This is a genomic window from Streptomyces sp. 7N604 (assembly GCF_052245475.1).
Taxonomy (GTDB): domain Bacteria; phylum Actinomycetota; class Actinomycetes; order Streptomycetales; family Streptomycetaceae; genus Streptomyces.
In genome coordinates this window covers 252,045-272,781 of the sequence record NZ_JBQQBX010000006.1, presented here as the reverse complement: position 1 = coordinate 272,781, position 20,737 = coordinate 252,045, and the positions used below count along the sequence as shown (strand labels likewise).

General features: G+C 68.4%; 20 protein-coding genes and 6 pseudogenes. 14 read left to right on the top strand and 12 right to left on the bottom strand.

The window, feature by feature from the left end; translation table 11 throughout:
- The first annotated feature begins 32 nt into the window (after positions 1–32).
- From ACTWP8_RS09235 to ACTWP8_RS09225, 3 genes are all read left to right on the top strand, one after another.
- Positions 33–1,241, top strand: a complete 1,209-nt coding sequence (locus ACTWP8_RS09235) for a CaiB/BaiF CoA transferase family protein (RefSeq protein WP_443321644.1) — start codon at positions 33–35, stop codon at positions 1,239–1,241.
- Positions 1,238–2,113 (top strand): citryl-CoA lyase, encoded by an 876-nt coding sequence (locus tag ACTWP8_RS09230; protein ID WP_443321643.1) that lies wholly within the window; start codon positions 1,238–1,240, stop codon positions 2,111–2,113. The genes ACTWP8_RS09235 and ACTWP8_RS09230 overlap by 4 nt, the downstream gene beginning before the upstream one ends.
- Positions 2,114–2,476: 363 nt before the next feature.
- Complete coding sequence (locus tag ACTWP8_RS09225; protein ID WP_443321642.1) at positions 2,477–2,944, top strand: ATP-binding protein; 468 nt, start codon at positions 2,477–2,479, stop codon at positions 2,942–2,944.
- Here ACTWP8_RS09225 and ACTWP8_RS09220 read toward each other — a convergent pair.
- The 3 genes from ACTWP8_RS09220 to ACTWP8_RS09210 all read right to left on the bottom strand — a co-directional run bounded on the left by ACTWP8_RS09220 (position 2,907) and on the right by ACTWP8_RS09210 (position 4,702).
- A complete protein-coding gene (locus ACTWP8_RS09220; RefSeq protein WP_443321641.1) occupies positions 2,907–3,500 on the bottom strand; it encodes a 2'-5' RNA ligase family protein in 594 nt (197 codons plus the stop codon). The two genes, ACTWP8_RS09225 and ACTWP8_RS09220, sit on opposite strands and share 38 nt — an antisense overlap.
- Complete coding sequence (locus ACTWP8_RS09215) at positions 3,464–4,198, bottom strand: hypothetical protein (protein ID WP_443321640.1); 735 nt, start codon at positions 4,196–4,198, stop codon at positions 3,464–3,466. The genes ACTWP8_RS09220 and ACTWP8_RS09215 overlap by 37 nt, the downstream gene beginning before the upstream one ends.
- 348 nt (positions 4,199–4,546) lie before the next feature.
- Positions 4,547–4,702: a hypothetical protein gene (locus ACTWP8_RS09210; protein WP_443321639.1), complete on the bottom strand. Its 156-nt coding sequence runs from the start codon at positions 4,700–4,702 to the stop codon at positions 4,547–4,549.
- A 211-nt stretch (positions 4,703–4,913) separates the two neighbouring features.
- Here ACTWP8_RS09210 and ACTWP8_RS09205 point away from each other — a divergent pair, with 211 nt between their 5' ends.
- From ACTWP8_RS09205 to ACTWP8_RS09190, 4 genes and pseudogenes are all read left to right on the top strand, one after another.
- Complete coding sequence (locus tag ACTWP8_RS09205; RefSeq protein WP_443321638.1) at positions 4,914–5,297, top strand: helix-turn-helix domain-containing protein; 384 nt, start codon at positions 4,914–4,916, stop codon at positions 5,295–5,297.
- A pseudogene (locus ACTWP8_RS09200) lies at positions 5,225–5,440 on the top strand (Scr1 family TA system antitoxin-like transcriptional regulator); the annotation flags it as partial. The gene ACTWP8_RS09205 and the pseudogene ACTWP8_RS09200, both read left to right, overlap by 73 nt.
- Positions 5,441–5,498: 58 nt before the next feature.
- Entirely contained in the window at positions 5,499–5,747 is a 249-nt protein-coding gene (locus tag ACTWP8_RS09195) for a Scr1 family TA system antitoxin-like transcriptional regulator (protein ID WP_443321637.1), read from the top strand.
- Positions 5,744–5,995: a DUF397 domain-containing protein gene (locus ACTWP8_RS09190; protein ID WP_443321665.1), complete on the top strand. Its 252-nt coding sequence runs from the start codon at positions 5,744–5,746 to the stop codon at positions 5,993–5,995. Before ACTWP8_RS09195 ends, ACTWP8_RS09190 begins: the two co-directional genes overlap by 4 nt.
- 64 nt (positions 5,996–6,059) lie before the next feature.
- On the opposite strand, the gene ACTWP8_RS09185 is transcribed toward ACTWP8_RS09190, so the two are convergent.
- The 7 genes and pseudogenes from ACTWP8_RS09185 to ACTWP8_RS09155 form a co-directional block, all read right to left on the bottom strand.
- Complete coding sequence (locus tag ACTWP8_RS09185; protein ID WP_443321664.1) at positions 6,060–6,731, bottom strand: ATP-binding protein; 672 nt, start codon at positions 6,729–6,731, stop codon at positions 6,060–6,062.
- A 51-nt stretch (positions 6,732–6,782) separates the two neighbouring features.
- A pseudogene (locus ACTWP8_RS09180) lies at positions 6,783–6,962 on the bottom strand (DUF5999 family protein); the annotation flags it as partial.
- Positions 6,963–7,355: 393 nt separating this feature from the next.
- Positions 7,356–7,739, bottom strand: coding sequence for a response regulator (locus ACTWP8_RS09175; RefSeq protein WP_443321636.1), 384 nt, complete (start codon positions 7,737–7,739; stop codon positions 7,356–7,358).
- Positions 7,740–7,860: 121 nt separating this feature from the next.
- The gene (locus ACTWP8_RS09170) at positions 7,861–8,532 is read right to left on the bottom strand and encodes a response regulator (RefSeq protein WP_443321635.1); all 672 of its coding nucleotides are present in this window, start codon (positions 8,530–8,532) and stop codon (positions 7,861–7,863) included.
- 11 nt (positions 8,533–8,543) lie between these two features.
- The gene (locus tag ACTWP8_RS09165; RefSeq protein ID WP_443321634.1) at positions 8,544–11,123 is read right to left on the bottom strand and encodes a histidine kinase; all 2,580 of its coding nucleotides are present in this window, start codon (positions 11,121–11,123) and stop codon (positions 8,544–8,546) included.
- 4 nt (positions 11,124–11,127) lie between these two features.
- Positions 11,128–11,334 carry a hypothetical protein gene (locus tag ACTWP8_RS09160; protein WP_443321633.1) on the bottom strand — a complete coding sequence of 69 codons (207 nt, stop codon included), beginning with the start codon at positions 11,332–11,334 and terminating at the stop codon, positions 11,128–11,130.
- A gap of 300 nt (positions 11,335–11,634) precedes the next feature.
- On the bottom strand, positions 11,635–12,006 hold the full coding sequence (locus ACTWP8_RS09155; protein ID WP_443321632.1) for a hypothetical protein: 372 nt from the start codon (positions 12,004–12,006) through the stop codon (positions 11,635–11,637).
- A 35-nt stretch (positions 12,007–12,041) separates the two neighbouring features.
- Here ACTWP8_RS09155 and ACTWP8_RS09150 point away from each other — a divergent pair.
- The 4 genes and pseudogenes from ACTWP8_RS09150 to ACTWP8_RS09135 form a co-directional block, all read left to right on the top strand.
- A pseudogene (locus ACTWP8_RS09150) lies at positions 12,042–12,464 on the top strand (SpnB-like Rossmann fold domain-containing protein); the annotation flags it as partial.
- Between the two features lie 426 nt (positions 12,465–12,890).
- Positions 12,891–14,139 (top strand): annotated as a pseudogene (locus ACTWP8_RS09145) (histidine kinase).
- Between the two features lie 124 nt (positions 14,140–14,263).
- Positions 14,264–15,115, top strand: a pseudogene (locus ACTWP8_RS09140) (LytR/AlgR family response regulator transcription factor); the annotation flags it as partial.
- 1,281 nt (positions 15,116–16,396) lie between these two features.
- Positions 16,397–17,179 (top strand): chitosanase, encoded by a 783-nt coding sequence (locus tag ACTWP8_RS09135; protein ID WP_443321663.1) that lies wholly within the window; start codon positions 16,397–16,399, stop codon positions 17,177–17,179.
- Between the two features lie 898 nt (positions 17,180–18,077).
- Here the strand turns inward: ACTWP8_RS09135 and ACTWP8_RS09130 are convergent.
- Together ACTWP8_RS09130 and ACTWP8_RS09125 are read right to left on the bottom strand one after the other, a co-directional pair.
- Positions 18,078–18,482, bottom strand: a complete 405-nt coding sequence (locus ACTWP8_RS09130) for a transposase (protein WP_443321631.1) — start codon at positions 18,480–18,482, stop codon at positions 18,078–18,080.
- The gene (locus ACTWP8_RS09125; protein WP_443321630.1) at positions 18,394–18,591 is read right to left on the bottom strand and encodes a DUF6578 domain-containing protein; all 198 of its coding nucleotides are present in this window, start codon (positions 18,589–18,591) and stop codon (positions 18,394–18,396) included. Before ACTWP8_RS09125 ends, ACTWP8_RS09130 begins: the two co-directional genes overlap by 89 nt.
- Before the next feature lie 354 nt (positions 18,592–18,945).
- Between ACTWP8_RS09125 and ACTWP8_RS09120 the strand changes: the two are divergent.
- The 3 genes and pseudogenes from ACTWP8_RS09120 to ACTWP8_RS09110 all read left to right on the top strand — a co-directional run.
- Positions 18,946–19,257: pseudogene (locus ACTWP8_RS09120) on the top strand (DUF4158 domain-containing protein); the annotation flags it as partial.
- Between the two features lie 159 nt (positions 19,258–19,416).
- On the top strand, positions 19,417–19,557 hold the full coding sequence (locus ACTWP8_RS09115; protein ID WP_443321629.1) for a hypothetical protein: 141 nt from the start codon (positions 19,417–19,419) through the stop codon (positions 19,555–19,557).
- A gap of 183 nt (positions 19,558–19,740) precedes the next feature.
- Positions 19,741–20,262: a hypothetical protein gene (locus tag ACTWP8_RS09110; RefSeq protein WP_443321628.1), complete on the top strand. Its 522-nt coding sequence runs from the start codon at positions 19,741–19,743 to the stop codon at positions 20,260–20,262.
- Positions 20,263–20,737 lie beyond the last annotated feature (475 nt).

The following is a 20,737-nucleotide window of genomic DNA, read 5'->3' as shown; positions in this document are numbered from 1 at the left end:
CCCGCCGGAACCCGCATCGGAAGGGAAAGCGCATGACGCTGCTGAGCGGTATCCGCGTGCTCGACCTCACCAATGTCCTGGCCGGACCATTCGCCGGGTACCAGTTCGCCCTCCTGGGCGCGGACGTGGTCAAGATCGAGATCCCGGGGCAGGGGGACCTCGCCCGCAGACTCGGCGCCGACCCCGAACTGAGCGACCAGGGCCTGGGGGTGTCCTTCCTGGCACAGAACGCGGCCAAGCGCTCGGTGACCGTGAACCTCAAACACCCGCGGGGCCAGGAGGTCTTCGAGCGGCTCGTGGCCTCGGCCGATGTGCTGCTGGAGAACTTCCGCCCGGGCGTCCTCGCCCGCCTCGGCTTCGACTGGGAGCGGCTCCGGACGGTGAACCCCGGCCTCGTCTACTGCGCCATCTCCGGCTTCGGCCACACCGGGCCGATGCGCGAACGTCCCGCCTACGACCAGATCATCCAGGGCCTGTCCGGAATGATGAGCGTGACAGGGACCGCGGATACGGCCCCGCTGCGCACCGGATTCCCCGTGTGCGACACCCTCGGCGGCTTCGCCGCCGCGTTCGCGACCGCCGCGGCCCTGGTCCGCCGCGAGCGCACCGGCCAGGGCAGCCATCTCGACCTGTCCATGCTCGAAGCCGCGCTCTCGGCGATGGGGTGGGTGGTCTCGGACTATCTCATCGCGGGCCGAGTACCCAGCCCCATGGGAAACGAGAACGTCACCTCGGCCCCGTCCGGCACCTTCCGCACCGCCGAAGGACAGCTCAACATCGCCGCGAACAAGCAGGAGCAGTACGAGACACTGTGCCGCGTCCTCGGCCGCCCCGAACTGCTCACCGACCCCCGCTTCACCACCCGCGAGCGGCGCAAGGCACACCGCCACGAGCTGCGCGAGGAACTGGAGAAGACCCTCGCCGAGCGCGGCGCCAGGGAATGGGACGAGCTGCTCCGGGACACCGGCATCCCCGTCGCCCCCGTGCTGACCGTCCCCGAAACCCTGAATCTCGACCACATCGCCGAGCGCGGCCTGGTGCACTCCATGCCGCTGCCCGGCACCGCCGGTACAGCGGACTGCCACGTACGCCTGCTGGGCAGCAGCTTCCACGTCGACGGCAAACCCGTCGGTCCCGCCGCGAGACCGCCGCTGCTCGGTGAACACACGGACGCCGAGCTGAGGCACATCGGCTACACCGACACCGAGATCGGGCTGCTCCGGCAGGAGGGCGCAATATGAACGCCGCCCAGGGGACGGATCCCCTCGCCGCCGTCACCGACTGGTGGCAGACGTCGATCTCCGATATTGAGCCGGGTGTGATCCGGCTGCGCGGCTACCCCATCGAGCAGCTCATCGCAGAGATCTCGCTCCCGGAGATGGTGTGGCTGCTGCTGCGGGGGGACCTCCCCACCCGCGGTCAGGCACGTCTTCTGGAGGCGGCGCTGGTGGCAGCCGTCGACCACGGCCCGCAAGCACCCTCGATCGCCGCCGCCAGGATGGCCGCTACCTGCGGCGTGGGTCTGAACAACGCGGTAGCCACCGGCGTCAACCTGCTCGGAGACATCCACGGCGGAGCTGGCCAGCAGTGCATGCGACTGCTCGCCGAGCTGTGCAGACGCCTCGACAAGGGCGAGCAACTGGACGCCGTGGTCACGGAGTCTCTGGCCGAGCACCGGGCGAAGCACTCCTACCTCCCCGGCTTCGGCCACCGCTTCCACCCCCGCGACCCGCGGCGGGACCCCCTGCTCGACCTGCTTGCGGACGCTGCCGAGGACGGCACGGTCAGCGGTCGCTACCTGCAGATCATTTGCGAGCTGGAGCGGCAACTGGGCCGGGACCGGCCCCGCCCGGTCCCGGTGAACATCGACGGCGCCACCGCCACCGTCTACTGCGAGCTCGGATTCCCCGCGGAGCTCGGGCGCGGACTCTTCGTCCTCTCCCGTTCCGTGGGAATCCTGGCGCACGCCTGGGAGGAGAGCCAGGACGGACGGCGGATCAAGGGACCGATCCCACCGCCCCTGCTGCCCACGTACGCGGGACACCCGCCGCGCGACCTTTCACCAGTCAGGCGCTGGCGAGATTCCACCGAACGCACGGCCGACCATGCGTGAGCCCGGCCCACCCCATCATCGGCCTGTACCCGGTCGGCGGCGATCAGCATGTATTGGAAGCTGCCGCTCGTGTAGGCCTCGAGGAATACGTCCTCAACAGGTCGCAGTACATCGCGGACTCGTTGTTCCAGATCGCCTGGTAGGTGCCCGACGGGAATCCGGAACGACGGTGGCCGAGGGCACATGGCGGCGGTACACCGTTCATCCGCCGTTCCTCCGCCATCCCGAGGCGGGGAGAAAGGCGGAAGATCGGCGTCCGTACGGCGTACCGGCGCACTTCGCGCATCCCAAGGCTGGTGAAGCGCAACGGCCACCTACCGGGAGCGAGGCAAGGAAGTGTCCCCATCAGCGACCGACGACGTCATGACACACGAGCGCGGGAACGGACTCGTCCAGCACCGGTGGGTGAACCTGAGCAGGTACGAGGAGCCGCAGGTGCTCGCGCGTGAGGAAGTGCGTCAGGCCCTCAGGGGCCGAGCCTCCGATTCACGCATCGACGATGCAGTGCTCGTTGCCAGCGAGCTGGTGACCAACGCGCGGCAGCACACCGACAGCGGCCCCTCATGCATGAACCTGGACGTCTACCAGGACATCGCCGTGATGTGGATCCACGATCGTGGCAGGGACGCCGACACAGTCCGGCAGCGGATCTCGGCAGCTGGTCCGTGCGCCGAGATCCCGGAGAGCGGACGAGGTCTCTACCTCGTCGACGTCCTGGCCACGAAGTGGTTCGTCCGGCCGACCGCGGAGGGCAAGGCGGTTGTCGCGGTCATCGAGCTGGATGCCGCGGACACTACCCCGCCGACTCTCCAACAAGATCCGAGGTCCTGAGCGGAACGCTCGTCAACACGTCCCACCGGTATTCGCTGCCACAGCGCTGCAGCTCCACCAGCTGTACCTCGGCGACATGGAGCTCGACCGCGGGCAGGGAACGTAGTGAGGCGATCGCCTCCGCCACGGGGGCTGCCGGGTGTCGCCGGTTGTTGTAGGCCAGGCTGAGATGCGGCCGGAAGGCCGACGTCGGCTTCCTCGGAGCGATGCCCACACGTCGTCCCGCCTCCAGCAGCGCAGCATGGAGTCGTACGAGCGGCTCCCACGGGCCAACGGAGAGGCGTACGGCTCCGCGAGACCCGGCGAGCGGCATGGCCCGCAGGGAGAAGGCGCGCGGCAAGGCTTTCGCCGCGCTCTGGGCAAGTGCGTCCAACTGTGCAGGCGTCAGAGCATCCGGCGACCCGACGCGCGCGAGCGTGATGTGCAACCCGTCCAACGGCACGGCATCAAGGCCGAGAGGGGCCAGTGCCTTCTGGCAGCGCTGCGCAATATCGATAAGGGTCGAAGCTTCCGGGACGGTCAGCAGCCAGTGGTACGCCCTGGTGCGTCGGACCACCCTGGCCGGGACCAGTGGTCGGTTATCTCTTCCAGTGCGCTGAAGGCTGCCCAGTCATGCGCCGCGATGGCCGCCGGGTCATGTAGGTCGGCAGGAGGCTCGGTGGGAAACGCAGCGGGGTCGGCGCTGAGCACGGGAACCAAGTGCTCTCCTTCGGCATCACTGCGCCCTGGAGTGCGACATGGCCAGGGCTGCTGGCTGTGAGCTCCAGGCGCCCGGAGCTCGTCGTCATACTCGCGCACGACCGGCTGGTTCCGCCATCGCCGGGCCTGCTCACGGAGATCGTGGGATCGCTGCCACACCGACTTGATCGGTGAGTTTCCCGACAGGACGAGCCCCTCCCTGCCTAGAGCCATCGCGCGTTCAAGGTCCGGCGAACGCTGCTGCAGGAGGGCGGTGGAGACGTCGAGGCGGATCAGCGAGCGGCTCCACGAGGAGTCCGAGTGCTCGACGAGGTCGTCGATCTGCTGGGCGTCCTTCAGAATCTGATCGACGTTGCGGAGCGAGACGTTGGCCGTGATCGCGTTCGCGAGCGTCCTGGCGTATCCATACGGTCCGAAGGAGATACAGGATGTGATCCCGGCCGGCACGTCGTGGAGGTCGGACAACTCAAGATCTTGTCCGATGGCACGTTCGGCCCCTTGGCGGTCGCCGATCTTGGCGAGCGCGCGGGTCCGGCCGTTGGCCAGCAGCCGCACGGACTGGGCACTGCGCCGGGGGCCTGATCGGCCGCTGTGGCAGCGCACGCATCGGGCTCGGCGTAACGTCCCGCGTAGTACAAGCCGAAGGACAGCGTGCCGCTCGCCCAGAGTTCGGTCTCGGTGTCGCCGATCTCCCGGCTGAGGTCGCGCGCCTCGGCGCAGTACGCCTCGGCGAACGCGAACGTGCCGGTGTTGACCGCCCTGTAGCCCAGCAGTCCTGCGGCTCGGGCAGCGAGGCGGAACAGCTCCGGCCGCGCGCCTGGTGGCTGCTGGCCGCCCAGAAGCGTGTGCGTCAACTGTCAGAGTAAGTGAGCCTGAGCCCTCAGCCCCCTTGGCCCGTCGCGCTCAGTGTCCGACAATGCCTTCTAGGGATGAGCCGATGAAGGCGAGCGTCGCCGCATCCACATTGCCTGCGGCCAGGTGTGGGGCACGGGCGACGATGTCCTGGGGGCTCTCCGAGTCCTGCTGCACCGGCCACGGCGTGGGGGCATTCTGGTCCATGTCGACGGGTCGTGTCGGTGCCGGTGTCGGTGGCTTGTCCGTGGTGGCGAATAGTTGCGAGACTGGGCGAGCCGCGGATCCCCGACGTGCTCCGTGAGCTCGACGGCCGCACGCTCGTACTGGACCGCGAGGCCTCGTACGTCGTCAGATGACGCTGCTGAAGTATCTGCCGGAACAAGGTTCCGTCTACCGACGCCAACTCGCGGCATGATTGAAGGAATTGCGCGAGGTCACGGGACTCACCCTCAGCGAGGTCGCGGAGCAGCTCGAGGTCAACCAAGGATCGTTGAGCCGTATCGAGAACGGCGAGCGCGGCACGACGCCCGTCCTCGCCAGGGCACTGCTGGACTGCTATGGCGTCGACGATGCCGCGGTCGCGACGGCGTCGTCGATCTCGTCCGGGCCGACAAGGAGCAGCAGAAGTCCTGGTGGCGGAAGTACTCGACTGTCCTCACGGCTACCCGGTACGACGACTATCTCGCTCTGGAGGCTGGCGCGGTCGCCTTGTCCAGCTACCAGCCGATGCTCGTGCCAGGTCTTTCGCAGACCGAGGACTACGCTCGCGCTGTCATCTCCCGGATGCGGATGGACCTGACGCCCGGGCAAGTCGAAGCGCTGGTCAAGGTCCGCATCGAACGACAGAACAGCCGCCTTGCCGGCGACCAGCCGGCCAAGCTCTGTGCCATCCTCGACGAAGCGGTCATCCACCGCACGATCGGGTCAGCGTCGGTCATGCGCGACCAGATGCAGAAGCTCTTGAGTGCGAGCGAGCAACCGAACGTCATGGTCCAGCTCCATGGTCCAGCTCCTGCCCTTCTCCCTCGGAGCCCATCCGGGGCTGTACGGCCCGTTTGTCATCCTCGCCTTCCCCGACCCCACCCCGGACCTGGTGTGGTTGGAGAACCCCAAGAACTCCGTGTACCTGGAAGCACCCGACGACGTCGAGAACTACCGGGAGGTCTTCGATCACCTGAGGGCCTGTGCGCTCTCCCCGGCGGAGACGCGCACTCGCATCGCACAGATCATCAAGGAGCTTCACCGGTGAGCACGCCCGACGCCCTCTCACAGGACATGGATCTCTCCCATGCGTGCTGGCGAAAGAGCTCCTACAGCGGCGGAGCCAATGACTGCGTCGAGATGGCCGACCTCGGACCGTACGTAGTGGTCCGCGACTCCAAGAACAAGCACATGCCGCCGCTGGTTTTTGATCGGAGCGTGATGGCTGAGTTCCTCGCCGCGGTCGCGGCGTCTTCGGATTGCTGTACAGCGCTGCGATGCCGGCGCCCCCGGTAGCGGCAGCATCCCACTGCGTCTTGCGGTGACTCAGCTGGCGCAAATTGTCTGGAGGCACCGCGCGTCAGTGGTCACCGTTGAACTTCCATGCGTTGTTCAGGGTGAACGTCACCCTGGTTCCGGTGAACTGGCTTGACTCAACTGCCCAGCAGTCGGCGAGGGCAGCGACCAGTTCCAACCCGCGACCGTGCTCGTCGTCCGCTGAGCAGCGTCGCAGTTCGACATCCAGAGGTGATCCGGCGGCCGGGTTGTGGACCTCCACGCGGAGCGCGTCCCCATCCCTCCACCACTCCACCCGCACGCTCCAGTCACCGTCCGCCCGGCCGTACGTGATCGCGTTGGTGACCAGCTCAGAGATCAACAAGAGGCAGTCGTCGATGGAGCAGGCGAGGTCATGACCCGTCATGAGCTTCCGGAACCATCGCCGCGCACGTGCCGCCGACTCAGGCACGGGCTCGAGGACGATGAAGCCCAGCCGCTCCGGTGAGGCTTCCCCGCCGTGATCGTCTACTACCCGACCGAACGCGATATCGTGCGCAACGGAGAGCAGCCAGCTTCGCACCGAGCCGTCTCGGCTCACCAGTGCATAAGGGTGCCTCCGGGCTCGGATCAGGGTATCCCGGACGATGTCCTCTGCCGCGGTCCGGTCGTTGGTGAGGCGAGCGGCGTATGCGAGCAGCATCTCGCCGTAATCCTCGTAAAGAGTGCGTATCAGCGCCTCGCCGTGGCAGGTCATGTCGCTGCCCGCATTTTTCTGTGGGGTGAACGACTGGGAGCCGGCGCTGTCACCGTGAGGGGTGGGGGGCACGACGCCCCGACCGTCGGGGAGCAGCTCTTCGTAGTCGGAGAACAACATGACGCCGTTGCACAGCAGGCTCCAGCCTTGCTCGTGGTGGGCGGCGACCACGCGAGCTGCGCTGCGATCGGGGGATGCGGCGGGTGGGCAGATCGGTACATGGCCGCACATGTCTGCCTCCAGTGGAAAGGCTCCGCGAGGGAGCTAAAGCTTGGTGTTGAGGCGTGGCGGCCAGGTGTCGGCCACCGTGGTGTCGGGGTAGGTCCGACGGCGCCGTGACCCACGGGACAGTTGCATACGAGGCTGGGAGTACCTGGCCTGGCGGTATGGCTGGTCGTTCATCGAATTGCCCTTCGGTGCCAACGCTCCGATTGGGGATACACACAACTGTGCTCCTGACCACAGGCGAACTCGTCGGACAGCTGACCGAATCGGAAACCGAACTTCGGCAACAGGCACCGCGACCGCCATCGCCGTTCTGTATGCGACGTCTGTCGTACGTCGTACGAGCCGCGGCCGCGCACGCCCGCCACCGGTCGAGCCGGACCCTGGTACTGGGGGCCCTTACCTCGGGGTGGCGGCGCGCAGGGCCGCCAGGAGCAGCTCGGGGGAGCAGCCCTTGTCGAGGAACTGGTACGCACCGGCGTCGCGCGCAGGGCGACGAAGCCTGTCGTCGATGCTGATCGCAACGGCCGGGATGCCGAGCTCGCCGGTCAGGGTGTGCAGCAACCTGAGCCCGTCGCCCGCGTCCGGCAGCAGGACGTCCACGAGCGCCACGGTGGGAGCGTGCTCCCGCGCCACGGCCATGGCCGCGGCGGAACTGTCGGCCTCACCGACGACGTCGAAGTCGGCATGCGCGGAGAGGAACGTCCGCAAGGCGGAGCGCACGCGGGGGTCGTCGTCGGCGATCAGGACCCGTACGGGCCGACCGTGCGGACCACGGACCATCGGGGGGCCTCCGCTGGGAACCTGAACCTCGTATCCTCCTGGATCTCGAGTGAACGTTCGGGGGCGGCCACTGTCGATGGCGTATTGGCTTGGTTCGTCCGCGACACTTGTCGTACGACCGTTAGGGGCGGGCGACCAGCCCTTCCCGTACGGCCCACAGTGCGGCCTGGGTCCGGGAGGTCAGACCGAGCTTGGTCAGCACGTGGCTGACGTGGGTGCGCGCGGTGCGCTCGCTGATCACGAGTGATTCTGCGATGTCTCGATTGGACCGCCCCTGAGCCACCAGGACGAGGATCTCCCGCTCCCGCGGGGTGAGCGTCGTCGCTGTGCGTTGGGGTGTGATCAGGCTACGGGTCAGCTGCCGGGCGACCACGGGGTCAAGGTGCACCTCCCCGCGGTGTGCCGCTAGGACGGCAGCACTTACCTCATCGGCGTCGGCGTCCTTGAGCAGGTATCCGGCCGCACCGGCCTCCAACGCCAGGTGGACCCGCTCGGCCTCACTGAAGCTGGTGAGGGCCACCACCTCGACGTCCGGGTAGAGCTGTTTGATCGCCTTGGTGGCGGCTATGCCGTCGACGCGGGGCATCAGCAGATCCATGAGTACAACGTCCGGCAGGTCGTCCTGGGCCGCCAGTACGCCGAGCTCATCGAGCGCGGCCTGCCCATCGGAGGCTTCGCCCAGGACGTCGATGTCGTCGAGCATGTCGAAAAACGCCCGCATGCCGCGCCGGACCACCGCATGGTCGTCGACCAGGAAGACCCGGATCGGTGACACGTCATCCTGCTGGACCATTGTCGCTGTTCCTAGCCGTCATTCCGGTCGGACCTCGCTCGGCGCAAGATATCGGGCAGCACGGCCCGTACCGTGGTCGATCCGGGAGAACTGTTGATGGTGAGCCGACCGCCGAGGCTCTCTGTCCGCTCCCGCATGCTCTTCAGTCCGAGGTGGCCGGGACGTGGGACGTCCGGATCGAAACCCACCCCGTCGTCGGTGACCTCGGCGACCAATGTGCCCGTCAGATCAGGGTCCTCATTGAGCCGGATATCGATGCGACTAGGTTGGGCGTGCTTGATGCTGTTGTACAGCGCCTCCTGGATTACGCGGAACAGCTCCTCCTCGGCGCGTTCGTCGAGTGGCAGGTGTTCCTCCGAGGCATGCAGGCCTACCTGCACGCCCTCCCGGGACGCGACCGCGGCCGCATGGTTCCGTACGGCGGCCACCAGCCCTTTCTGATGCACGTCCGGCCGGAGTTGGAAGATCAACGCTCGCATCTCGGCGAGTGCGCCCTGGGTCAGGATCCGCAGTTGGGCAAGACTGCGGTACGCCGGGCCATGCGGGTCGCTGCCCTCCTGGCGCATCGCCAGCTCGATCGCGCGGGCGTGCAGGGTCATCGAAAACAGCGCCTGGGAGACCGAGTCGTGCAGCTCCCGGGCCAGCCGGTGACGCTCTTCGAGTGCCGCGATCTGCGACGCCTCGCCGATCATCTCCATCACCTCATCGGTGCCAAGCTGCTCCTCCCCGGCCACCGAGGCGACCGCAAGCCGCGCGGACGCCGCGCCAATCGAACCAGCGAGCTGGGCTTCCGCGTGATGGACCAGCTCTGGGGCCGCTTCGGTTGTCAGTGAGTCGGGTCTCTTTTCAGGGTAGGAGCGCAATGCCCGGTGGGCACCCTCGCGCCCGAGGAAACGCTCCAGCAACGTCTGCAGCTCGCCGACCTTGGGGCGGACCTGCCAGCGCCGCTCTCTGACAGGCTCTGCGAGGATTTCGACAAACTGCACCGCCTGCGCCCGCTCGGCGGCGTCCGGTCGGCCGGCGAGGGAGACTGTGACATACCCGCCGATGTTCAGGAGCGCACTCCAGAACATCGCATGGCTGATCGGGTCCATTCCCGCCAGGCCAAACAGCTGCTGCGGCCGGAGCAGCTCAATGCCGAGCGGGCCCTCACGCAAGAACGAGGCGGGCAGCAACCCGGCATCGGCGAAGCTCGGCAGCAGCAGGGTGTACGCCCACACGGCGAACCCCGCCACCAGGCCGACCAGCACGCCCCGGCGGGTACCGCCCTTCCAGAACAGGCCGCCCAGGATCGCGGGCGCGAACTGTGCTACAGCCGCGAACGACACCAGGCCGATCGACACCAACGCCGGCCCCTCGCCTGCGAGCCGGAAGTACGCGTACCCGAGCAGCAGGACCAGCACGATAGTTGCCCGGCGAATGCCCAGCACCAGCCCGGCAAGGTCGTCTCGGTGCGCCAGCCGGGACTTGCCGCGCAGCAGCAGCGGCATCACGAGTGAGTTCGACACCATGGTACTGAGCGCGATCGTCTCGACGATGATCATGCCGGTGGCCGCGCTGAGGCCGCCGATGAAGACGAGCAGCGCGAGTGCCTGCTTGCCCTCGGCCATCGGCAGGGTCAGCACAAAGGTATCGGCATCGGCGGCCTCTCCGAACCGCAGAAGCCCACCAGCTGCGATCGGAAGCACGAAGACGTTGATCGCGAGCAGGTACAGCGGGAACAGCCACATCGCCCGTTTGAGGTGCCCCTCGTCGACGTTCTCGACAATGGTGATCTGCCACTGCCGGGGCAGCAACACGATCGCCAGCATGGACAGCACCGTGAGCCAGACCCACGTGCCGTAGCCGGTCTGCTCTCGCAGCGTGAACAGCGTGGTGAGGCCGGCGTCCGCCGCCTGGGAGAACAGGTCGTTGAACCCGCCGAACACCCAGAAGACCACAAAAAGCCCCGCCGCGAGGAAGGCCACGAGCTTGACCACGGACTCGAACGCGATGGCGGCGACCATGCCCTCGTGGCGTTCGGTGGTGTCCAGGTGACGGGTGCCGAAGAGGATGGTGAAAGCGGCGAGTAGCAGCGCTGCATACAACGCGGTGTCCTGAAGCAGCGGGATATGGCCCAGCTCCGAGGTGGAGGTGATCTCGGGGTGCCGCCGAATGATCTCAAAGGAGTTGGAGACCGCCTTGAGCTGCAGCGAGATGTAGGGAACGATCCCGACCACAGCGATGATCGTCACCAGACCACCCAACGCTGCGCTCTTGCCGTAGCGGGCGGAGATGAAGTCGGCCAGCGAGGTGATCCGGTGCCGGCGGCTTATCCGGATAATTCTGCGCAGCACCAGCCAGCCCAGCGCAAACATGAGCGTTGGCCCCAGGTAGATCGGCAGGAAGCCGACTCCAGCCGTGGCGGCCCGGCCCACGCTGCCGTAGTACGTCCACGAGGTGGCGTACACCGCAAGGGACAGCGCGTAGATCGTGCCGTTGTTGATCACGCTCCGACCAGCGTCTGCCCGCCGGTCACCGTAGAAGGCCACAGCGAAGAGCAGGCCGAGGTACACGACCGAAACAGCGACGATGACCCAGGTCTGGAGCACGGCACTACCCCGATCTGCCGCCTATGACGGCGACCAGACCAATCACAATCGCCCAGACGACAAAAAGGTAAACTCCGAGAACCGGGATGCCAAAGACCTGGTCCATGTGGTCGAACTGCGCCAACAACGGCGGAACGATCAGCAAGAACCCCAACGCCGCTATGGCCGCCAGGCGCCCGGTGAGCTGCTCGTCGTCTCGCGACTCCGCCACGGGCTGTCTCCTCGTCCTCAATGTCACGCCTTGCGACCGCCCAGATGCGCCAGTGCCGGGGCGCGAATTGGCACCGCCATAACCAGAATGGCTGCGCTTTCGGTATACCCCTCGGTTACACGTTCCCAGCCACAAAACCCGCTCGTCAACAAATCGTCGGAAGGCATTGCGGGCCTGTGACAAGCGCAGTTGTTCCAGCGCGGCCTACCGTCCGCACCTTTGGCGCGCCATCCGTAGTGCACCCCTTTTCCCTCTGCTCTGCTCGGCCAAACTACGCCTCATGGAGCACACTGGCCTCGGTCACCCGAGCAGCAGCGCGACCGTATTGAAGGTCCGTGGCATCGCGATGGCGCCGGGGCCGTGGATGTCCGGTTCGACGACAGCCGGGTCGCCCTGTAGGGAAGTGCCGTCCACCACGGCGATGAGGAATTCACGCATGATCTTTCGGGCGTCTGGAAAATCCGCGCCGATCTGGCTCAGCAGCCCGATCGGGCCGCTGAACTGGTGATTCAGCACCATGACGCTGGACAGCTCGGCGCCCGACGACGCCGGTGCGCTGTTCTGCTCGTTCCACTCCCCGTAATTCCGCAGCAGTCGCAGGAAGCCCTGCTCCCCGACCCGGTCCCAGGGGAGGGCGCACTGGCCGAGCAGGACCCTGACCGGCGGGGCCACCAGCAGCCGCGACGGATCGCTTCCGGTTCGGCCGGGTGTGCGGAACCAGTAGCGGGGATGAGGCCGAAGTTGCCGCCGCCTCCGCCGGTGTGGGCCCACCACAGGTCGTGGTTGGGATCGGACGGGTCCCGGGTCGCTATCACGCTGCGTGCCACGCCGTCGGCCCCGACGCACACCACCTCGACCGCGTACAGGTGATCCACCACCAGGCCGAGCTTGCGGGACAGCATGCCGTACTCGCCTCCGCGGACGTGCCCACCGACACCGACCGAGTAGCGAGTGAGCGTTTCGCCGACCTCGGGTGCGCGGCGGTGTGGGGTCTGGTCCACTCGGCCCAGGCCGAGAATCCCGACCGGATCGTATTGGTGGACGTGGAGGACACCGCCGTGTTCACCGACGCGGTCGCTGCCGTTCTCGCCTGCGAGGAGCCACAGGCCGCCCGCGACGGCAAGGTGCTGGCGCCCCGGCTTGAGGCGCCGGCGGCCGCCGCAGGACCGGTGCCTGATCCGGACGGGACGGTACTCGTGACCGGCGCGACCGACTTCGTACTCATACGCCACCTCATCGCTCGCGGCGCGCTCCACCTCACCGTGGTCGCGGGACTGCCGAGGGCCCGGACGTGCGAGCCGATGCCGGTATGGACGCCGGTGTCGACGTCGACGTCGCAGTCGCTGCAAGTCGTTCTCCGCTGCGGCCGACGGCGCCGGCGCCGGGTGGATCGGCAGGGGGTCACTGACCGGTCGAGCGCCGCGTCGTCGACCTGCGGTGGGCCACGGTGCGGAGGCATCCGACGCTCGCCTTGCGGGTCGGCGTGGCCTGCGGGCCGTGGCGACAGTCCACGCAGGCGGCGATCGGGCCCGGCCGAGGTACTGTCCTGTCCGTGCATGTCGGGGTTCTCCGCCGGGACAGCGGCCCTGCTCCTCGCGGCGGTGCTGGCGGTGTGCGCGGCCGCGTTCGCGGCTGTGCGCGTGGGGCGCAACCGGCAGTACGGGACTCCTCAGGAGCGGGCGGCCTACGCGACCCTGCACACCGCCTCGCTGGCCGCGCCGCCGCTGCGGTCAGGGCTCAACGAGGAGAGTGCCCGGCGGTCGGGGCGGCATCTGCGCACGCTGCTCGGGGTGCCCGCGCTCGCGCTGACGGACGCGTCGGGTGAGGTGCTGGCCTGGGACGGGCTCGCACCGGAGCCCGGGTGTGAGCACACCGCCGCCGTGCCCGGCCATGCCCGGCAGACGCTGCGCAGCGGACGTACCCAGGTCATCGGCGCCCGCGAGACGGCCCGTGCCGCTCCCGACTGCCCGCTGCGGCAGGGCGTGGTGGTGCCGCTGGTCGTGGCCGGGCGGGTGGAGGGCACGCTCGCGGTGTACGGGGCCCAGGTCTCCCCCGGCCTGGTCCGGGCCGCCGCCGAGGTCGCGCGCTGGGTGTCGGCGCAGCTCGAGCTCGCCGAGCTGGACCGGTCGCGCGAGGCGGCTGCGGAGGCGGAGCTGCGGGCGCTGCGGGCACAGATCTCGCCGCACTTCATCTACAACTCCCTCTCCACGGTCGCCTCCTTCGTGCGTACCGATCCCGAGCGCGCCCGGGAGCTGATCGTGGAGTTCGCCGAGCTCACGCGCTACTCCTTCCGCCGGCACGGCGACTTCACCTCGCTCGCCGAGGAGCTGCGGTGCACCGACCGCTACGTGCTGCTGGAGCGCGCACGCTTCGGCGAGCGCGTCGAGGTCTCCTTGCGCGTGGCGCCCGAGGTGCTCTCGGTGGTGGTTCCGTTCCTGTGCCTGCAGCCGCTGGTCGAGAACGCGGTACGGCACGGCCTGGAGTGTAAGACGGGCCCCGGCCACCTGGTCATCACGGCGAAGGACGGCGGCAGCGAGGCGCTGATCACCGTCGAGGACGACGGCGCCGGGATGGATCCCGAGCAGCTCGCCCGCACCCTCGACAACCGTGCGGGGGGAGGCTGTGGCGGACGGTTCCCGTTCGCCGGGGATCGGGCTGCGCAACGTGGACGTACGGCTGCGCCAGGTGTACGGCGATGCCTACGGTCTCGTCATCGAGACCGCCCCGGGCGCCGGCACCAAGGTGCATGTCAGAGTGCCGAAGTTCCACCCGCAGGCGATCCAGTCCGGGCCCCGGCGGGCGTGAGGGATCCTGGTTGGTCCCGGTGAAAGCGACGGTGACTCCCCCACGGGCCGTCACCCTGACGCCGGGACGAGCGGGTCGGCGGCAAGAGTTCCCATCCGGGACGAGCAGGGATAATCTGCGCGCCATGCTGCACGTTCTCGCGGTGGACGACGATGTGCCGGCCCTGGAGGAGCTGGCGTACCTGCTCCGCCGCGACCCGCGGGTGGCGGCGGTGCGCACGGCGAACGACGGACAGCAGGCGCTGCTCGGTCTCGACCGGGCGCTGGCCGCGGGGGAGTCGGTGGACGCCGTCTTCCTGGACATCGGGATGCCGGGCCTGGACGGGCTCGCCCTGGCGCGGGTGATGTCCCGGTTCGTGCACCCGCCGCGCGTGGTGTTCGTGACCGCGCACGACGACCACGCGGTGGAGGCGTTCGTCCTGCGGGCCGCGGACTACGTGCTGAAGCCGGTGGCCCCGGAGCGCCTCGCGGAGGCGGTGCGGCGGGTCGCCGAGGGCGTGGGCGAGCAGGGCGAGGCGGCACGGCAGCCCGGCACCGAGCCGCCCCGCACCGATGCGCACCGCACCGATGCGCACCGCACCGAGCCGCCCCGCACCGATGCGCACCGCACCGAGCCGCCGCGCACCCTTGCGCACCGCGCCGAGCGGCACGGCGACGAGGGCATCAGCGTCGAGCTGGTCGGCGTGACCCGGTTCGTCCAGCGCAACAAGGTGCGCTACGTCGAGGCGCACGGCGACTACGCCCGGCTGCACGCCCCCTCGGGCAGTCACCTGCTGCGGATCCCGCTCGCGACACTCGAGGAGCGCTGGCGCGACGCCGGCTTCGTCCGCATCCACCGCAGCCACCTCGTCGCCGCCCACCACGTACAGGAGCTGCGGCTGGAGGCAGGACGGACGTACGTACGCCTCGGGGAACAGCTACTGCCGGTGAGTCGGCGGCACACCCGTGAGGTCCGGGAGGTCTGGTCCGGGGGGCCGGGAAGCCGGGCGCGCAGCCGGCTCCGGCGGTGTGACATGACCGCCGTACCGCCCTCGCCGCCCGCACTCCGCCGAGGACCCCGGCCCGGCACGGGCCGAGCAGGCGCGCCGGCTGACCTGGGCCACCGAACCCACCGAGACCCTGGACGGGCACGTCGATCGCGGCGGTCGCCCAGCGCGTAGGCCTGACGCAGCGGGGGGTGGTCAGACGTTGCTTAAACGAGCCTTAGCCCAGGCTCAAGGCCATTCCCCGAGGATGGCGCACCGTGATCGGCTCTGCTGCGATGGCGTGCGAGGAGCGGTGGAGCTGGCCATCGAGGACTCCATCGCCCCGACCGCTCCCCACTCTCAACCATCCGCCAGGGCTGTCCCTTCGCCTTCCCCAAGCGGCAGCCCTGGCCTGCCCTGTAGGAGACAGCAGTGGCGAAGTCCCACCGCCTCAATAGAGCCGGACCGCGGAAGGCCGCCGTTCTGGCCGGCTCCGTAGCCGCCGTCGCGGCGCTGGCCGTCGTCGGCACGCAAGCCATGGCAGTCGTCGGCACCTCGTCCGACGGCGACAACAAGGGCACGGCGGCCCCCGCACCCGGCGCCGCCAAGCCTGCTGAGTCCGCGGCGGCCACCTGGAAGCTGATGTGGCACCCCGATCCGGCCACGGACGGGCTCCGCGCGTTCGAGGGCGTGGAGGATGATCGCGCCCACTCGCATCCCGGCGTGAAGCACATCTACGTGAAGGACGGTGCCTACCGATTCGACATGCACCTGCGGGACCGTGACTCCAGCACCGACCGCCAGCGCAACGAGGTCAAGGGCATGCATGCGGGTGCCCAGGATCTGCGGATTCGGAAGGGGGAGACATGGCGATTCAGCTACTCCATGTTCATCCCCGACTCGCTGCGGGCGACCAAGTCCTTCACACACATCATGCAGTTCAAAGAGCCGGGCATGGGCACGGCTCCGATCATCACGATGTCGCTGAGGCGGGACGGCAATAGGCCTACCATCGAGCTCAAGTCGTTCTCCACAGGCAAGGTCATCGGGCGCGCCGACCTCGCTCCCCTGCAGAACAAGTGGATCACTACGCAGCTGGACGTCACCTTCAAGGACGGCACCGCCGGACGGATCCACTGGGTGGTCAAGAACGGCTCCACCACGGCCGTGGACGCGGCGAGCGGCGGCCTCGACACCTGGCTGGGACCCGAGCGGGCCCGGCCCAAGTGGGGCATCTACCGGTCGGTGGGCGACAGCGCGAACCTGCGCGACACCTACCTGCTCATCAAGAACCTGAAGGCGTTCAAGGCCGTCAACGGGAATGCTGCGGCACCGTCCGCCAGTCCGAAGGCGAGCGCGGCGGGCGTGGGGCTCGACGACCCGCGCAAGAAGGACATCGCCATGCGGCTGGTGTCCAGCGCGGAGAACTCCTCGCTGGACTGGAAGGCGCAGTACAAGTACATCGAGGACATCGGCGACGGCCGCGGCTACACCGCCGGCATCATCGGATTCTGCTCGGGCACCGGCGACATGCTGGACCTGGTGGAGCTGTACACCGACCGCAAGCCCGGTAACCCTCTTGCCAAGTACCTTCCCGCCCTGCGCAGGGTCAACGGCACCGACTCGCACGCGGGCCTGGGCTCGGGCTTCGTCAGGGCATGGAAGCCCGCAGCCGCCGACCCCGCGTTCCAGAAGGCGCAGAACGACGAGCGCGACCGCCTCTACTTCAACCCGGCGGTCAAGCGGGCGAAGGCCGACGGGCTGCGGGCGCTGGGCCAGTTCGCCTACTACGACGCGATCGTCATGCACGGCGATGGCGGCGACCGGGACGGCTTCGGCTCGATCCGCAGGAACGCCCTGAAGAAGGCCAAGCCCCCGTCCCAGGGCGGCAACGAGACGACCTACCTCAACGCCTTCCTCGACGCCCGCAAGGTGGCGATGAAGCACGAGGAGGCCCACTCCGACACCAGCCGCGTCGACACCGCGCAGCGCAAGTTCCTCAGGGAGCGCAACTTCGACCTCAACCCGCCGCTGGAATGGAAGGTCTACGGCGACAGTTTCGCGATCAAGCGGTAGTCCCCGCTTGCCCGGGACCGCGTCCGTGTCCGGGCCGGACAACTCGTCCGGGCCCGGGCGCTGCTGTGTCCACGGGGAGCCTCAGGTCCGTGCCGAGGGCCGGGCCGCTCCGGCGGTGCGGGAGCTGCGGTCGGCGTGGCGGCCGCCGCGGCAGTTCTGCGCAAGGCCGCGCGGGATCGGTCGGCGGTGCGCAGGGAATCCCACGTCAGGACGGTGAGCGCGATCCAGACGAGCGCGAAGCCGGCCCAGCGCTCCGCCGGCTGATGTAGTCGCGGTGCTGCGTGAACGTTCTCCTTGCCATCCGGTTGTCCGCGACCTCTCGGCCCGTGGATCGAGGGCATGTGCGGCTCGGCATGGCAAAGGACCCTCAATCGGACTCCGGCATGCCCATGGGGAACCAGGAGAATTCGGGATGGAAGACTGTTGCTGATTAAACCACCCGAAACAGGAACATATACCAACAGACGATGACTGGACCACTACCTGGACAGCCAGCCCACCCACGACCGCCGTCCCCATGGGGAATTACCCGATCGCGAAGGTGGGGAATTACGCCGGCACGGAAGCGCGGTTGGCGGGGAATTACATGTCGTCGACACGGAGGCTGTCGGCAAGCACGAACGCGTCGTCCTTCTTCGGCGCCATCCGGTAGCGCTCCCGCGCTCTCGCCGAGATCTTCGGAGAGACGCAGTAGAGGCAATGCCGTTGCGTTATGGGTCTGGGGCTGCCGGGGTGTAGATGGCGATCGCTTCGGTGGGTGTTCTGGTTGGCTGGGGCCAGTGCCGGTGCTCGGCTCTCTTGAGCCGGTAGTTGGACATCTTGCGTTTGACTACGCGGGGCTGGCTGCGGAGTCGTCGGGGTGGCAGGAGCCGTGCCAGCAGGTCATCGCGGAGCCGGATCAGCGCGGTGACCAGCTGGTCAGGGGGAAAAGATCCCCGGTGAAGTGGTGACGCTGCGCCGGGCGGCACGCAGGGTGTCGATGAACGAGAGCCGATCGGGACCGCGAAGCGGCCGCGGTTTTGCACATCAACACCCGCAGCGCATGGTGGACCAGCAGATGTGCCCAGATCTGCTGACGCACGCCGTCCGGAGTCTTGCTGGCCAGCACCACCTTCGGCCCGCGATGGTACGTCTTGATCTCCCCGAGCACGGACTCGATCTCCCACCGCTGGTGATACAGCGCGGCCAGCTCGGATGCGGGATACGCCTGCGCATCAAGCAGATCGGTAACCAGCCGGTACTCCTTCGACGGTCCCCTCGATCTCGCTGAACCAGTTCTCCCAACTCTCCATGTCGAGGCCATTCTTGGCATCGAGCAACACCAGCGGCCACGCCACCCCGTCACCCACGGAGAAAGGCATGCCGCAGCACTCCATCTGCCACCCGTCGTACTTCACGGTCCACAGCGCCATACGCCCAATCCTCTCCGGACCCAGCCGGCACCGCGAGGCGTTTTCGCCGTACAACGGCCGTGGTACGGCACGGAGGAGTGGCATGACCGGGCGGTCCCAGGTCGCCGCTGACGACGCCCTGCCGTTGAAGGGCGGAAACGAGGCCCCGATCCCGTGGCGCGACCCCCGCGATGCGCATACTCGGGCTCCGCGTCGATACCACCCATGGCCGGTTCGTACTGCTCGTGCCAGTCAGCTCTGGCACGATGCCTTTATGGACTGGGGATGGAACGAGGAGCCACATCCGCTCGCCAAACGCCAGCCGGACAATGCCGATCTTGAGGTTGGCGAACTTCCGGAAGCCATCCGGCAACCCGGTTGGGGTGGGCGGTGCAGTGGGGCACGGTGCGGATGCTCGGCACGTTCCTGACCGAGGACCCCACGGCGGTCCCGGCCTCCGTGGTGCGGTTCGTCGCCGAGCAGCTCGGGATCGACGACGAGTACTTCGCCGAATACGGGGCGCGCTCGCAGACGGCGTACGAGCACGCGTGGGAGATCCGGGACGCGTACGGTTACCGGGACTTCACCGTGGGCGAGGCGGTGCTGCGGGAGTTCCTGGCGGCGCGGGTGTGGTCGTCGCTGAGGGCCGCGGGCCCCTGTTCGACCGGGCGGTGGTGTGGCTGGTGAACAACCGGGTGCTGCTGCCCGGGATCACGACGCTGGCCCAGATGGACACGGTCCGCCAGGAGGAGAACGACCGGCTGCACGCCACGCTGTACGAGGCGGTGCCGTACGACCTGCGCGCCAAGATGGTCCGGCTGCTCGAAGTGGCGGAGAAGAAGCTGGGTGTCGGAGCTGGAGCGGCTGCGGCTGGGCCCAATGCGGGTGTCCGGCAGGGCCATGGAACTCGCCCTGGACCGCGCCCGCGAGGTGCAGGGCCTGGGGCCGGCGCGGTCGACGTCGGGCGGGTTCCGGCCGCGCGGATGACCGGGCTGGCTCGCTACGGGCTGACCTCGAAGGCGCCGATGCTCAAGCGGCTGGAGGTCACCCGGCAGACCGCGACGCTGCTGACGACCGTGCGGCATCTGGAGACCGCGACGGTGGACGACGCGCAACGACGCCAAGCTCAAGGCCCTGCCGCAGCTGCGGAAGGCCGCGAAGAAGGTCGCCGTGGTGGTCGACGTGGTGATGACGACGCCGCCCGCGACCGACACCGGCGAATTCGTCTCCGTGGTCGACGCGTGGTCGGCGATCGAGCAGGTCGTGCCGCGCGAGCAACTGGCCGAGGCGCTCGCCATGATCGCCGCGGTGGTCCCGGACACCGACGGGGACGACGACGCGGAATGGCGGGCCGACTGGTCGCCCCACTACGGCACCGTGCGTGGTTCCATCCGCCTCCTGGTCGACGTCATCGACTTCGGCGCGATCGAGGCCAGCACCCCCGTCGTGGCCTCGTTTCCGCCCTTGGACTGCTGCGCCGTTCCTTGCAGCTTCTCACCGGCCTCTCACAGGCCTCTCACGGATCGGGTGTCACGAGGCGGCAGACGGTGTCACGCTGGTGGTAGGGGAACAGGACTTGACCTGGGCTACCTGGACGTGGCAGGACTGGCGATAACAGGACATCAGGCCGTGTCGACCGCTGGGGGTCAAGGGGTCGCAGGTTCAAATCCTGTCGTCCCGACGGTGTTTTAGCAGGTCACAGGCCGTTTCCGATCGCCGGGAGCGGCCTTTGGCGTACGTGTGTTTGCTCCGAGATGGGAGCCCTCTGGGAGCGCTCGTGCTCCCACGCTCCCAAGGCGTCAATCGCGCCCGATTCGTCCGCCACCCGATCCGGTCGATGCGCCGGGCCGGTCGTGGTCGTAGGGCGCGGTCGTCGCCGGGGGTGCGTGCGCGGCAGCGCCCACTGGTTGGGTTGGGGGGTGCCATTGCCCTGATCGCCAGTCAGGGGCGGCGGTGTGGAGTGTCGCCGGGTGACCGAGCGCCAGCCCGGCGTGAGGTCTTGGATCCGAGGAACCACGGAGCACCCGGTCGGCGCGCCGGGCCCTCGCCATGCCCACCTGCCGCCGCATGACCGACAACCACCGTCAGTGCAATCAACCCAGCTCAGCAGCATCGAACTGAAACGCGGAGGCTGGTCCGCCACTCTGCGCATACCGCATGTCATCGG

What these genes read in the sequence shown, in the direction of transcription:
- ACTWP8_RS09130 (WP_443321631.1), bottom strand. Translation starts at nt 18,482, where the DNA reads ATGGCCTCGACATGGAGAGTTGGGAGAACTGGTTCAGCGAGATCGAGG.
- ACTWP8_RS09170 (WP_443321635.1), bottom strand. Translation starts at nt 8,532, where the DNA reads ATGGTCCAGCAGGATGACGTGTCACCGATCCGGGTCTTCCTGGTCGAC.
- ACTWP8_RS09225 (WP_443321642.1), top strand. Translation starts at nt 2,477, where the DNA reads ATGACACACGAGCGCGGGAACGGACTCGTCCAGCACCGGTGGGTGAAC.
- ACTWP8_RS09185 (WP_443321664.1), bottom strand. Translation starts at nt 6,731, where the DNA reads ATGACCTGCCACGGCGAGGCGCTGATACGCACTCTTTACGAGGATTAC.
- ACTWP8_RS09210 (WP_443321639.1), bottom strand. Translation starts at nt 4,702, where the DNA reads ATGGACCAGAATGCCCCCACGCCGTGGCCGGTGCAGCAGGACTCGGAG.
- ACTWP8_RS09230 (WP_443321643.1), top strand. Translation starts at nt 1,238, where the DNA reads ATGAACGCCGCCCAGGGGACGGATCCCCTCGCCGCCGTCACCGACTGG.
- ACTWP8_RS09195 (WP_443321637.1), top strand. Translation starts at nt 5,499, where the DNA reads ATGGTCCAGCTCCTGCCCTTCTCCCTCGGAGCCCATCCGGGGCTGTAC.
- ACTWP8_RS09235 (WP_443321644.1), top strand. Translation starts at nt 33, where the DNA reads ATGACGCTGCTGAGCGGTATCCGCGTGCTCGACCTCACCAATGTCCTG.
- ACTWP8_RS09175 (WP_443321636.1), bottom strand. Translation starts at nt 7,739, where the DNA reads ATGGTCCGTGGTCCGCACGGTCGGCCCGTACGGGTCCTGATCGCCGAC.
- ACTWP8_RS09125 (WP_443321630.1), bottom strand. Translation starts at nt 18,591, where the DNA reads ATGGCGCTGTGGACCGTGAAGTACGACGGGTGGCAGATGGAGTGCTGC.